Origin of the sequence: Thermocrispum municipale DSM 44069, assembly GCF_000427825.1 — a bacterium.
GTDB classification, from domain to species: domain Bacteria; phylum Actinomycetota; class Actinomycetes; order Mycobacteriales; family Pseudonocardiaceae; genus Thermocrispum; species Thermocrispum municipale.
This window is the reverse complement of sequence record NZ_ATYT01000003.1, coordinates 701783-714952: the sequence shown is the minus strand read 5'-3', so window position 1 is coordinate 714952 and position 13170 is coordinate 701783. Positions and strand designations below refer to the sequence as shown.

11 protein-coding genes and 1 pseudogene are annotated in these 13170 nt (G+C 67.6%); 5 read left to right on the top strand and 7 right to left on the bottom strand.

Annotated elements, in window-relative coordinates:
* A pseudogene (locus tag YWM_RS26375) lies at positions 1 to 246 on the top strand (IS110 family transposase); the annotation flags it as partial.
* 8 nt (positions 247 to 254) lie between these two features.
* Here YWM_RS26375 and YWM_RS0103335 read toward each other — a convergent pair.
* Both YWM_RS0103335 and YWM_RS0103330 read right to left on the bottom strand, forming a co-directional pair.
* Positions 255 to 1469, bottom strand: a complete 1215-nt coding sequence (locus YWM_RS0103335) for an NAD(P)/FAD-dependent oxidoreductase (protein WP_028849517.1) — start codon at positions 1467 to 1469, stop codon at positions 255 to 257.
* 73 nt (positions 1470 to 1542) lie between these two features.
* Complete coding sequence (locus YWM_RS0103330) at positions 1543 to 2226, bottom strand: GntR family transcriptional regulator (RefSeq protein WP_028849516.1); 684 nt, start codon at positions 2224 to 2226, stop codon at positions 1543 to 1545.
* Between the two features lie 171 nt (positions 2227 to 2397).
* On the opposite strand from YWM_RS0103330, the gene YWM_RS0103325 reads away from it, so the two are divergent.
* Positions 2398 to 3870 carry an alanine/glycine:cation symporter family protein gene (locus YWM_RS0103325; RefSeq protein ID WP_028849515.1) on the top strand — a complete coding sequence of 491 codons (1473 nt, stop codon included), beginning with the start codon at positions 2398 to 2400 and terminating at the stop codon, positions 3868 to 3870.
* A 54-nt stretch (positions 3871 to 3924) separates the two neighbouring features.
* Here YWM_RS0103325 and YWM_RS0103320 read toward each other — a convergent pair whose 3' ends face one another.
* Both YWM_RS0103320 and YWM_RS0103315 read right to left on the bottom strand, forming a co-directional pair.
* Positions 3925 to 4884 (bottom strand): ornithine cyclodeaminase family protein, encoded by a 960-nt coding sequence (locus YWM_RS0103320; protein ID WP_028849514.1) that lies wholly within the window; start codon positions 4882 to 4884, stop codon positions 3925 to 3927.
* A 91-nt stretch (positions 4885 to 4975) separates the two neighbouring features.
* Positions 4976 to 5881: a dihydrodipicolinate synthase family protein gene (locus tag YWM_RS0103315; protein ID WP_028849513.1), complete on the bottom strand. Its 906-nt coding sequence runs from the start codon at positions 5879 to 5881 to the stop codon at positions 4976 to 4978.
* Positions 5882 to 6109: 228 nt separating this feature from the next.
* Between YWM_RS0103315 and YWM_RS0103305 the strand changes: the two genes are divergently transcribed.
* From YWM_RS0103305 to YWM_RS0103295, 3 genes are all read left to right on the top strand, one after another.
* Complete coding sequence (locus YWM_RS0103305) at positions 6110 to 6436, top strand: WXG100 family type VII secretion target (RefSeq protein WP_028849512.1); 327 nt, start codon at positions 6110 to 6112, stop codon at positions 6434 to 6436.
* Positions 6436 to 7758, top strand: coding sequence for a WXG100 family type VII secretion target (locus YWM_RS25070; RefSeq protein ID WP_052344500.1), 1323 nt, complete (start codon positions 6436 to 6438; stop codon positions 7756 to 7758). The genes YWM_RS0103305 and YWM_RS25070 overlap by 1 nt, the downstream gene beginning before the upstream one ends.
* 197 nt (positions 7759 to 7955) lie before the next feature.
* Positions 7956 to 9296 (top strand): hypothetical protein, encoded by a 1341-nt coding sequence (locus YWM_RS0103295; protein ID WP_028849511.1) that lies wholly within the window; start codon positions 7956 to 7958, stop codon positions 9294 to 9296.
* On the opposite strand, the gene YWM_RS0103290 is transcribed toward YWM_RS0103295, so the two are convergent.
* From YWM_RS0103290 to YWM_RS0103280, 3 genes are read right to left on the bottom strand one after another with little or no spacing between them, the layout of a single operon-like run.
* A complete protein-coding gene (locus YWM_RS0103290; protein WP_028849510.1) occupies positions 9297 to 10817 on the bottom strand; it encodes an aldehyde dehydrogenase (NADP(+)) in 1521 nt (506 codons plus the stop codon).
* A 25-nt stretch (positions 10818 to 10842) separates the two neighbouring features.
* Complete coding sequence (locus YWM_RS0103285) at positions 10843 to 11790, bottom strand: C-terminal binding protein (RefSeq protein WP_028849509.1); 948 nt, start codon at positions 11788 to 11790, stop codon at positions 10843 to 10845.
* Positions 11787 to 12986 (bottom strand): fumarylacetoacetate hydrolase family protein, encoded by a 1200-nt coding sequence (locus tag YWM_RS0103280; protein WP_028849508.1) that lies wholly within the window; start codon positions 12984 to 12986, stop codon positions 11787 to 11789. Before YWM_RS0103280 ends, YWM_RS0103285 begins: the two co-directional genes overlap by 4 nt.
* Positions 12987 to 13170: the final 184 nt, after the last annotated feature.

Sequence of the window (13170 nt, the reverse complement as noted above, 5' to 3'; positions counted from 1 at the left end):
TACCTGCGCCGCGCCACCGCCGGCAGCAAGACCCTCAAGTTCGTCTTCTACCAGTCGGCGTTCTGCGCCATCCAGCGCGACCCGGCCAGCAAGGCCTTCTACGCCCGCAAACGCGCCGAGGGCAAACGACACCACCAGGCCCTCATCGCGCTGGCCCGACGACGCATCAACGTCCTGCACGCACTGCTGCGCACCCGCCAGCCCTACCAACCCGACTACCGGCGAAACACGGCTACCGCTGCTTGACAAACACATTAGGCAGCCTCCTCGAGGTAGGCCTGCAGTGACGGTCGCTGCACCGCGAACGGTGCGGGATCGATGGGACCGAGCGGGCTGCGCGGGGAGTCCGCGGTGATCGCCGCGGCCACCAGTTCCGCGGTGGCGACGGACAGACCGATCCCGGCGCCCTCGTGACCGGATGCGTGGTAGAGGCCGGGCATCCGCGCATCGGGTCCGATGATCGGCAGGTGGTCCGGTACGAACGGCCGGAATCCGCCGTAGGCGCGCATGATGCCGGCATCGGCCAGGAACGGGAAGACGCGCAGCGCCTTCTTCGCCATCTCCGCGTAGACCTCGACCCGCATCGAGTTGTCGAACCCGACCTGTTCCCGGCTGGATCCGATGAGCACCGTGCCCGCTTGCGTGGACTCGATGACCGCGGCGGTCTGCAATGCGGCGTCCGACGACTGGGTGGCGCCGAAGTAGTCGCCGTCGTAGACCTTGTGGAAGACGCTGTGTGGCATGCGCGTGGTGACCAGGACGTTGCCTCGCCGCGGCCACACGGGCACTCCGGCGCCGAGACGGGTCGCCAGCTCACCCGTCCACGGCCCGGCGGCGAGCACCACGGACGCTGCGGGAATGTCGGCGCGGTCGGTCCGCACGCCGGTCACGCGGCCGTCCTTGCCCGTGATGAGGCCGGTGACTTCGTGGTGGAAGTAGCTGACGGCCCCGCGCCGGCGGGCCGCGGCCAGGAGCGCCTCGGTCGCGATCGTCGGCTGCACCTGGCAGTCCTCGGGGTAGTAGACCGCTGCGGTGATGTCCGGATTCAACCACGGTTCCAGTTCGCGGGCCTGCGCGAGTGAGACGACCCGGGCGTCGACGCCCGCGACACGCTGCTGCGCCGCGAAGTCGATGAGCGGCTGGGCTCCTTCGGCCGTGATGGTCACCACGAGACCGCCTTTGGGCTCGAACTCGACCGGCGGCACAGCGGGACCGAGGTCGTCGGCGAGTTGTGGCGCCAGCTGACGCCACAGCGCCAGGGAGTGCCGCGCCAGGTCGAGTTCCGGGCCCGGCCCTTTGTCCGACACCAGCAGGTTGCCCTCGCAATGACTGCTGGTTCCCGAGGCTGCGGACGACCGATCGATGACCGCGACGCGAAGACCGCGGGCGGTGAGCGCGTGCGCGCACGCGGCGCCGACCACACCCGCGCCGATCACCGCGACGTCGACCGCCATCACCGTTCCCTTCATGTCTCGGACTGTAATATGTCACATATTCAATGGGTAGTGCGGGCGGCGTGAAAGGCCTCACGAGTCCGGCCGACTAGGCGTCGGGTTCGCGCTTTCCTGCCCAGATGCCGACGGTGTGGCCGATGTGCCTGCGCATCACGGCCTCCGCTCGCTCGGCATCGCGGGCGACCAGGGCGTCCAGCAGTTCGTGATGCTCGGCCGCGGACGCTTCGAGTTTCCCGGAAGCGGCCAGTCGCTCGAGGTTGCTCAGCCGCGTTCGCGTCCGCAGGTCGGTGACGATGTCGGTCAGCATCGGATTGCCGAGCATCCCGGTGAGCCGGCCGTGGAATTCGACGTCGCTTTCCAGGTACGACTTGATGTCGCCGTCGCGCGCGCCCTGGACGATCTTGTCCGCCAGTGCGCGCACCTCGGGTTCCTTGCTCGCGTCGAAGGCCTCGGCCAACCGGCGCATCGCGGGCGGTTCGAGCAGCATGCGGATGTCGGCGATGTGCTGCGCCTGTTCCTCGCTGACCTCGGTGACCCGGAACCCCTTGTTGCGCACCGGTGCCACCAGGCCACGGCTGGCCAGATCCAGCAGCGCCTCACGCACCGGGGTGGCGGACACCTCGAACTCCGCCGCCAAGGTCGGCACGGTCAGCATGTCTCCCGGCTTGAGCTGGCCGGAGATGATGGCCGCACTCAGCGTCTTCTCCACATGGCTGCGCAGGCTGCTGACGCGCTGCGCGGGTACCGCTGACCAGCCGGACGACATAGGCATTCCTCGGCAATCGTTGCGATGAGCTGACCTCATCTTAGATGTGGGGCCGCGCACATCTCTGGATCTGCGCCGTATGGCATGTAATATGTCACGCACTATTAGCTCGGGCGTGTGACGCATCACATGGTCTTCGGACCTCTACAGTGCCGTGTGCGGCGAGAGGAAGTTCAGATGGAATCTCTCACCGAGGTCGTGCAAGCGATCGCGGATTTCGGGTGGGAGCTGGTGGCCTTCGTGGCCATGGCCCTCGGCCTGCTCTTCACCGTGCTGTTCAAGTTCACCCAGATCCGCCGGGCACCGGAGATGGTCCGGCTGATCACCAAGGGGGCGGCGGGCCAGGACGGCGGGATCTCGTCGTTCCAGGCCTTGTCGATGACGCTGGCTTCCCGGGTCGGCGTCGGTGCCATCGCGGGCGTGGCGACGGCGATCGCCGCAGGCGGTCCCGGCGCGATCTTCTGGATGGCGGTGACCGGTCTGATCGGAGCGGCGAGCTCGTACGCCGAGTCGGTCCTGGCCCAGGTCTACAAGCGCCGCATCGACGGCGAACACCGTGGCGGCATCCCGTACTACATCTACCACGGTCTGCGGATGCGCTGGCTGGCGCTGGTTGCGGCGGCGGTGGCGTTCGCGGCCTACGGGTTCCTGGTCCCGGGCATCCAGTCGAACAACATCTCCTCCAGCGTCGAGCATGCCTTCGGCATCGACCCGGTGATCACCGGTGTGATCGTGACCGCCCTGGTGGGCTTCGTGATCATCGGTGGCACCAAGCGCATCGTGCACGTGGCGCAGATGACCGTGCCGTTCATGGCTGTCGGCTACATCCTGGTCGCGCTGGTCGTCATCGCGGTGAACTTCGACCGCATTCCGGATGCCGTCGGCCTGATCATGCGGAGCGCGTTCGGGGCGGACGAGGTGTTCGGGGGCATCGTGGGCTACGCGATCGCGTGGGGCATCCGCCGGGCGATCTTCACCTCGGTCGCCGGTGTCGGTGAAGGCACCTACGGTGCGGCAGCCGCGCAGGTGAGCCACCCGGCGAAGCAGGGCCTGGTGCAGGCGTTCTCGATCTACGTCGACGTGTTGTTCGTCTGCATGGCCACGGGCCTGCTGATCGTCATCACCGATTCCTATCGCGTCGTCAACGACGCAGGGGAGGTCATCCACGCCGGACAGGTGTCCGCGGACCTGGTGACCGGCGGGGCGAACGCGCAGGTGGCGATCGACACGGTCTTCCCGGGCTTCGGCTCCGCACTCGTGGCGATCGCCATCTTCCTGTTCGCGTTCACCAGCCAGGTCGCGTTCTACTACATTGCCTCGTCCAACCTGGTGTTCTTGACCAAGGAGAAGAAGAACGAGACCTCGTTGTGGGTGCTCAAGATCGGCACCCTGGTGATCTCGTTCATCGGCGCGGTCATCTCCGCCGACCTGATGTGGGCCGCGGGGGACATCGGCTACGTCACCCTCGGCTTGATCAACATGGTGTGCATCCTGCTGTTGCTGCCGGTGGTCCGCAAGGTCTACCGGGACTACGAACAGCAACGGAAGGCCGGCGTGGACCCGGTGTTCGACCCGAAGAAACTCGGGATCGACAACGCCGACTACTGGCTCACCGCCAGCCACAGCACGGCCGACGCCAAGGAACACTGAGCCGAACGACAGTGGGGTGGCCGCGGCCGTGGCCACCCCACTGTCGTTTGTCGATCAGGACGTGACCGAGCGATGCACGACCTGGGCAAGGACGAGGTCTTCCCAGGCCATGCCGACCCCGGCGTAGAGGGCGGGCTTGCCCGGCGTGCGGGTGAATTCGCCTCGGACGCCGTCGCGCAGATTCGCCGGACGGAGCTCGCGCCACTCGTCCACGGAGCGAGCAGGGATGATCGCGCCGCCTTCGCGGAACATGCCACCGCGTGACTCGAGCAGCACATCGGACCGCAGAACGAGTTCCGCGTCGACCTCGCGCGCGTCGAGACCGTGCTGCCCGATCGTCGCCACCAGCGCGTCCGGGCGCACCCAGGCTCCCTTCACCACCGGGGTGGACGACGTCGTGGCCGTGATGATGACGTCGGCCTCGCGTGCGGCGGCCTCCGGATTCGCTGTGCCGTCCGCGACCGTGATGCCCTCGTCGGAGAGCTCGGAGATCAGCGCGTCGACGCGGGTGCGGCGGCGTCCCACCACCGTGAAGCGGGCGTCCGGCCACGCCCAGCGCGCGGCGCGGATGTGGTTGATGCCCTGCACGCCGGCGCCGAAGACCACCACGTGCGGGTCCTGCGGTAGTTCGTGCCCGGCAGGCGCCGCCGCGGCCAGCGCGCGCAGGCCGGTCAGGGTGACGGCTGGCGTGCGAATGCTGGTGATGGCCGTGCCGTCCATGACGCAGACCGGGGCCGAGGTGTCGGCGTCGAAGAGGAGGTAGGTGCCTTGGATCTTCTCCAGTCCTCGGGCCGGGTTGTCCGGCGCCAGGGTGAGGACTTTGACGCCCATGGCGTGCCGCGCCGAGGCAGGCATGATCAAGAACTCGCCGGTGGGGTTCTCCGCGAACAGGCGCGGCCCGTCGGCCTCGGGATCGACGTCGGCGCGCAGCGCGTCTTCGATCGCGGTGATCGCCGTCCCCCACGGCAAGGCAGCACGGACCGCATCGTGGTCGAGGTAGGGCAGTGGTGACATGACTGACTCCCGGTCGATAACAGTGTGGGACGTGCCCCGGCCCGGGCGAACCCGGCGGGACACGTCCCAGCGACGTGTGCGAGTGGTGCGGTCAGCGGTAGCCCTTGGCCAGCACGGCCTCGGTGTCGGCGATGATCCGCTTCTTGACCTCGTCCGGCAGTGGCAAGCGCGGCGGGCGGCACGGGCCACCGTAGCGGCCGACCACGTCCATCGAGAGCTTGATCGACTCGACGAACTCGGTCTTGGTGTCCCAGCGCAGCAGCGGGTGCAGGTCGACGTAGATCCGGCGAGCCTTCACCCAGTCCGCGCCGTCGTCGGACGTCGCCAGCCGGAAGAGCTCGACGGTGCTCTGCGGGATGGCGTTCGGGTAGCCGGCCACCCAGCCGACCGCCCCGGCGATGCCGACCTCGAGCACGCTGTCGTCGGTGCCGATGAGGATGTCCATGGTCGGCGCGAGTTCCTTGATCTGGTAGGCGCGCCGCGGGTCGCCGGAGAACTCCTTGATGCCGACGATGAGGCCTTCGTGGTGCAGCCGCGCGACGAACTCCGGCGTCAGGTCAACCTTCGTGTCCTGCGGGTTGTTGTAGGCGACCACGGGAAGGCCGGCCTTGGCGACCTCCTGGTAGTGGTGGAAGACCTGCTCCTGGTTGGCTCGATAGGTGTTCGGCGGAAGCTGCATGACCGCGTGAGCCCCGGCCTCCGCGGCCTGCTCGGCCCACCGGCGGCTTTCCATCGCTCCGTACGCGCCGGTGCCTGCCATCACCGTGAAGCCCGGCGGTGCGGCCTCGACGGCCACCTCGACGACCTTGGCCCGCTCGTCGTCGGTGAGGTTCTGGTACTCGCCGAGCGAGCCGTTCGGGGCGATGCCGTCGCAGCCGTTGTCGGCCAGGAAGCGGACGTGCTCGGCGAAAGCGTCGAAGTCGACCGAGAGGTCCTCCCGGAACGGCAAGGCCGAGGCGACGATCACTCCGTGCCAGGGCTTGGTGTCAGTGCTCAATGTTCTTCCTTTCGCAGCAAGCCTTCGACCGCATAGTAATATATGACATAGTACAGGTCTACTGGAGAGCCCCGAGGGCGACGGAGAGCGTTGCGATGTCTGCCGCTTTTGTCCGCCTTCGGGTGACCCGAAAGGCCTGATATGCGCGCGGAAGGTCCTGATCGCCGTGCTCGCCCGGTCACCGGCCCCTAGGATCCGGGGCGAGCAACCGTGCGCGGGGAGGCGCCGATGACTGGGGACGGATTCACGGTCGACGTCGAGACCATGCAGCAATTCGTGGGGGAGGTGCCGTCCTACGCGGAGCAGGTAAGCAAGTTCGCCGATCTCGTCGGGCAGGCAGACGTCAGCAACGAGTCGTGGGGCGTAGTCGGCCTGTTCACCAAACAGGGCTACGACGACCTGTTGCGCTCACTGCAGGACATGCTCGGCCAGATGAAACAGGGCTGCCGGCGGGCCGCCGACAAATTCGCACAAGCGGCAGACGCCTATGAGACCAGCGACCGAGAGGCCGCCGACGGCTTCCGGCGGATTGCATCCGAACTGGGGGATGACTGATGGCGGAGGTCGAGGACGCGACCGAGAAGGTCAACTTGAAGTCGACCGATCGTTCATTCACCGAGTACGTCGAGGGCGTCCGCAACGCCGTGCCGCTCGGGTCAGCGACATCGGCGGTCGAAAGCAGCGCAGGCCAGTTCACATCGACGGTCGTCGGCATGGTCAAAGGGGGCGAGAACGCTCCCGGCGTTGGTGAAGTCGCGACAGCGGCTACCAACCTTGTGCTCGACACGACCGACTTCGTGGCCGGCGCCGCCGGGGAGATCACCAGTTTCGCCTCCGACCCGATCGCATGGCTGGTCAGCAACGGCCTGGACATGCTGCTGTCGGTCGTGACGCCGCTGCAGGACATGCTCCACTACGTCACAGGCGACGGTCCAGCGCTGAAGAAGGGCGCGGAGAACTTCGTCGGCATCGCCACAGGCCTGGAAGCGATGGGCCAGAACTTCGTCGAGGTCGCCGACGACCGCCTCAAGGAGTGGAAGGGCGATGCGTCACAGGCCGGCAAGAAAGCGTTGGCCGAATTCGCCGACGGCATCAACGGTGTCAGCGCAGTCTCGGCCCGCATCGCCGAGGCGTTGCAGAGCTCGGCGATCCTCATGGAGACGGTCGAAGCCGTGGTCAAGTCGCTGATCAGCGACTTCGTCGCGGAAGCCGTCAAGATCATGGCGCCGAGGCTCGCGCTGAGCATCGTGACGTTCGGGGCGTCGATCGCCGAGGGAATGGCCGAGGTGATGGCCAAGCTGGCACAAACCTTCCCGCGGATCATGCGGTACGTGGAGAAGATCACCCGGCTGCTCGGCCACGTCGCCGAGGTCCTGGCGAAGGCACAGGAAGTCCTCGGCAAGATCCTCGGTAAAGCACTCGGGAAGCGCGGGGGCGACGCTGTGACGAAGGCCCTCTTCACCGGCGCCAGCAGCTATGTCGGCAACAAATTCGGCGCGCCGAAGCTCGGCGACTTGAAGGGCAGCTACGTCGGTGAGGAGTACGACGGCCAGGAGCAGATCAGCGATGGCTTCCGCAAGGGGTACCGGCGCGACAAGTTCGACACGGAGTACGACGAGGACGGCAATCTCACCAACGCCAAGCACGCACGCGGCGAACGGGAATCGGTACGCAAGAGCGTGTGGACCGGCGAGCTCACCGACGACGGCACAGGTATCGCGCTGGACGACGGTGGTGCCGGCGCCGCTTCCTCGGCCGCGCGCTTCGTGACGGGTGCGGTGCGCATGGGCATCGACACACTTTCGGGCGACGACGACCCTGGCCCGGACAACGCACCGGACGAGAACGAGACCCGCGACAAGTTGGACTCGTTCTGATCCTCGCGCCTCGTCCACCGAGGTATTCCGATCGGGCGCACGGTTTTCCACGGGCGCGACGGCCAATCTGTCGGGCCCCGGCTTGCCGCGGCGCGAACTGAGCGCGCCCTGACCACGGCCTGCCAGGGACTGCGGCATTCGGCTGATCACGTCGGCGAACCGCACGATCGGCAGTTTGATCACGCTACTGTCCGATCATGATCTCGCCGGGGTTGCGCATCGCGGTGCTGATCTGCTCGTTTCTCACGATCTTCGCGCTCAACCTGGTGTCGGCGTTCGCCGACGTCACCGACACCACGCGGCACCAGCTGGCGATCGGAACGGGGGCGGCGGCCTTTGTCGCGTTCCTCGCCGGACCGTGGCCACGCCTGCGACCTCCCCGCGAACAGCGAGCCGAGCGGGCACCCGTCGTTGCGGGATTCGGCCGGGTTCTGATCCTGGCGACGTGGCTAGCGCGGCTCTGTGTGGTGGCGTTCGGATCGTTCTTGTTCACCACCGCGCTCGGCGCACCCGAATTCAATGCCCCTGCCGCATTCACCGTTGGCATCTACAACGCGCTCGGACTGGTGTTGACCTGTGGGCGGTGGTTGACCGGTTTCGTCGTGGACTGGTCGTTCCTGCGCGGTTGGCGCGGCGTCAGATACGTGGCCGGCCTCGCCGCAGGTGTCGTGATCACGGGGTACGCGGGGTTCCTGGCGGAGGTCGTGCAGGAGGTCGTCTTCGCGGTTCCGGCAGGCATCTACGAGGCGCTTCGTGGCTGGGGGTTCTGGTCGTGGCTTGCCGTGACAGCCACCGCGCTGGCGACAGTCGTCTTCGTGCTCGTTCTGGTGATCGTGGAAAGCGCGCTGCAACATCTGGCAGCCCGGATCCTGGGCCGCAACAACGCCGTCGGCGCCTGGCTGGAACGGAACGCGCCTGCCCGCGTGGTCGTCAACGACGTCGCGTACGTCTTCCAGCTCCGGTTCCCGATCGAACTGAGCTGGCCGAAGCTTCGTGATCCGCAACGGGTCGCGGCGCTGAACGCCAAGCGGTACGGCAAGTACGAACAGCCGCTCGACGACGACGAACGTACCGTTCTTATGGAACGAATCGCGGACGTGCTCGCTCAGGATCTGCCACCGAGGTGGTCCAACGTCTCGCTCACGTACCGTGCCGCGGGACGCCACGAGGAGCTCGTCCTCCGACGCAACGTCATGTCCGCGCCCGACGAGCACGGCGTCTCAGTGGGCCAGTCGACGGAGACGGAGCTGACCGACTTCCCGGAACTGGATGCGTTGCGTCGCCTGCGAGCCGACGGCTACCAGGCGGGTTACGGCACTCCGTTCCAGTGGTGCCTGCATTTCAGCGCAGAGCGCACCTTCTACCGGGACGACACGGTGCCGGCGCGCGGCCGGGCTCACTGGAACCCGGTCTTCACCGAAGACGAGCCGGAGTGGATACGACCGCCGTCCCGCCAGGATTACCGGGAAGATCTGGAGCGGTTCCCCATCAAGGAGAGCGTGCGCCCAGTCTGGCTCCGGAGACGACTGGCCACGTGATCACCGCTGCGGGCTGCCCGGCTGCAGCACGCCGTCGACCCGGCGGGGAATGCCTAGCGGGTTGGCTTCCTGCAGCTCCTGCGGCAGCAGCTCGTCCGGCGCGTCCTGATACGTGACCGGGCGGAGCCAACGGCGAATGGCCGTGGCGCCGACCGAGGTGTGCAGGACGGAGGTCGTCGCCGGCCACGGTCCGCCGTGGTGCTGGGACCAGGTCACCGCGACGCCGGTCGGCCAGCCGTTGAAGATGATCCGCCCGGCCCTCTTCCGCAGGACATCCAGCACTTCGGCGGCAGCAGGATCGCCCGGCTCGGCGTGGATCGTGCCGGTCAGGCTGCCCGCGATCTCGCTCAGCGCACCGGTGAGTTCGGCGGTGTCCTGGTAGCTGACGATCACGGTGACCGGGCCGAAGCATTCTTCGGTCAGTGCCCGCGCGTTCGCTCGGAAATCCTTCGCGGAAACGGTCAGCACGGCAGGTCGCGCGTGGTAACCCGGCCCCGACGCCGCCTCAGGGGTCAGGACGGGCGCAACTCCCGGCACCTTGCACAACGCCTCGACGCCTTCCTGGTACGCGGAGTGAATCCTGGCGTCCAGCATCGGCCCGAGGTCCACCGCTTGCGCCTTCTCCGCCACGGCTTCGGCGAACGCCTGATCGTCCGGCGCGAAGATCAACCCCGGCTTGGTGCAGAACTGTCCCGTTCCGAGGGTGAACGAGCCCACCAGACCCGCGGCGATCTGATCGCTCCGCTGCGCCAGCGCCGCCTGGGTGATCACGACGGGGTTGATGCTGCCCAGCTCGCCGTAGAACGGGATCGGGTCGTCGCGACCGCTGGCCAGGTCGAACAGCGCGCGGCCGCCCTTGACCGAACCCGTGAAGCCGACCGCGGTGATCGCCGGGTGGGTGACCAGAATCCGGCCGGCCTCGTAGCCGTGCACGACCTGAAGCAGATCGGTCGGCGCGCCCGCTTGTGCCAGCGCCTCGCGGGCAACCTTCGCGACGCGGTTCGACAAGCCGGGGTGGCTCGGGTGGGCTTTGACCACGACCGGGCAGCCGGCGGCCAGCGCGCTGGCGGTGTCCCCACCCAGCACCGAGAAGGCGAACGGGAAATTGCTGGCGGCAAACACCGCGACCGGCCCGAGCGGGACCAGCATCCGCCGCAAATCACCGTGCGGCGGAACGGCGGCGGGATCGGCGTGGTCGATCGTCGCCTCGCAGAACGCGCCTTCCTCGATCACGCCGGCGAACAGGTCGAGCTGGGCAGCAGTACGCGCCAGCTCACCCACCAGCCGCTGTTCGCCCAGCGCCGTTTCGGCGTCGGCCAGTGCGACCAGATCGGTCTCGTTGTCCCGAATCGCCGACGCCACCGCCCGCAGCATCGCCGCCCGCGTCGAGTTCGACGTGGCTGCCAGCCACCCGGCGACTTCGGCTGCGCGGTCGACGCACGCATTGACCTCGTCGGCGGTGTGGTCGGGGATGGGGTCGCCGACCGGTTCTGCGGTGCGCGGATCGATTCCCTGACTCACCAGCTTGTCCTTTCCACGAGTGCGGTCACGCTACCGGGCAACGCAACGGCTCGCCCTTGAGCGCGCGGGCGCCTTCCTCGGCGGCGAGCCGTTGCAGCGCGTCGAGCGAGGAATCCGAGAAGAAGGCCACGTGCGGCGTGAAGAGCACCTGCGGCAGCGCACGCAGACGCGAATCCGCAGGTAGCGGCTCCGGTTCGACGACATCGAGTGCAGCGGCCGAAATCTGCCCGGACTCCACCGCATCGGCGAGCGCGTCATGGTCGATGAGCCCACCACGGGAGGTGTTCACCACGACGGCACCACGCCGAGCCCGCGCGAACGCGTCGGCGTCGAGGATGTGTTTCGTCTCGGTGGTCAGCGGCGCGTGCAGCGAGATCGCGTGCGAGGCGGCCAGCAGCTCGGACAGGTCAGTCAGCCGCGGGCCGTCCGTGACCGCCGGGTCGGCATACGGGTCGTAAGCGAGCACCGTGAAGCCGAAAACCCGAAGCCGCTCATGGACCGCCATTCCGATGCGGCCGAGCCCGACGAGGCCGATGGTGGTTTCGCCGAATCCGGGCAGCGGTCCCAGATCGCGCGGTGCGCACCAGCCCTCTTCGCGGACCCGCCGATCGTAGGCCGGCACTTTGCGCAGCAACGTCAGCAGGAGAGCGACCGTGTGGTCCGCCACGGTGTCGCTGCCGTAGTCCGGCACATTGGCGACCGCCACGCCGAGTTCGCGAGCTGCCGCTACATCGACATTGTCGTACCCGACGCCGTAACGGATCACCGTCGCGCCCGGCGCCATGGCCCGCAGGACCGTCTCGGTGATCGGCGCGAAGTTCACGAACACCACGTCGGCGCCTGCGACCGCTTCGGCGGTCTCGGTCTCGCTGCTGCACTGGTGCACGGCGAACTCGGCGGAGAACTCGCGGGCGAGCGCCGCTTCGTGCTCGGTGGCACTGAACGTGTGATCGGTGACAACGATTTTCGTCATGCGACTGCTTCCGTGTCGGTGGTGGCCCGCAGCAGACCACGGGTGGCGAGGTTCCTCATCAGCGCACGGATGCCGAAGGTCCAGTCCGGCGCCTGCTCGGCCGAGTTCACCACGTTCACCAGGCTGCCCAGCCGAGGGGAGGAGATGTCCACGATGTCGCCGCGCTTGTGGGTGAAGCCCTTGCCCGGCTCGTCGCGGTCGTCGGTCGGCACGAACATCGTGCCGGTGAACAGCACGAAGCCGTCGGGGTACTGGTGGTGCGACCCGTACGCGTGCTCGATGAGCTCGCTGATGTCCCGGCTGATCTCACTGACCGGGTTGACGCCACTGGAATGGAACCCGTCCTGTCCGGTGATCTCCAGCTTCACGTCGACGTTCTTCGCGTCGGAGAACGTGAACTGCTCGTCGAACAAGCGCAGGAACGGACCGATGGCGCACGAGGCGTTGTTGTCCTTGGCCTCGGTCAGCAGCAGCGCGCTGCGACCTTCGAAATCGCGCAGGTTGACGTCGTTGCCGAGGGTCGCGGCCACCGGCACTCCACGCGAGTTCACCGCGACCACCAGCTCGGGTTCCGGGTTGTTCCAGGTGGACCGGTCCAGCACGCCGATCTCCGCGCCCGTGCCGACGGCCGACAACACCGGGGCCTTGGTGAAGATCTCCGGGTCGGGGCCGATGCCCACCTCGAGGTATTGCGACCACAGGCCCTCTTCCACCAGAACCTGCTTGACCTGCTCGGCCTCCGCGGAACCGGGCTTCACCTGGCTGATGTGGCCGGCGATGACCTCGGCGAGGCGTGCACGCAGCGCCTCGGCCTTGGCGGAGTCACCCTTGGCGCGTTCTTCGATGACGCGTTCCAGCATGCTGCGCACGAACGTCACCCCGGCTGCCTTGAGCACCTGGAGATCCACCGGGGCGAGGAAATGGGGGCGCGAGCGATCGGCCGTCAGCGTCGCGTTCAGCAGATCCTGAACGGGCCAGGTCTTGTCGCTCTGGTGCGTTCGCACGATCTCCACGGCGTCGGAACGCTCGAGCAGTCCGGAGACCGTGGGTTCGACGCTCGTGAGGTCCACCGCCGTCGTCCCGCGGATCGCGGCGACGCAGGGGCCACCACACGCCGGGTCGAAGATGCGCGCGACCAGCGTCGCCTGCTCAGCATCGTGTGGAAGAACGCGGTCGGAATACGACAACAGGTTCACGTGACTGCCTTCCTTGCTGACTGTGTGCCTCCTCGGGTCACCGCTCCGAGGGACGTTCGCCCGCGCCTACACCACGCCGGCCCCATTAGTCATATCATCGTACGAAGTAGCCAGCAATGGACGTGACGACAACAAGCCCCGGACGAGCAGTCGTGCTCGCTCCCGGTGTGGCTGGGCACCGTCG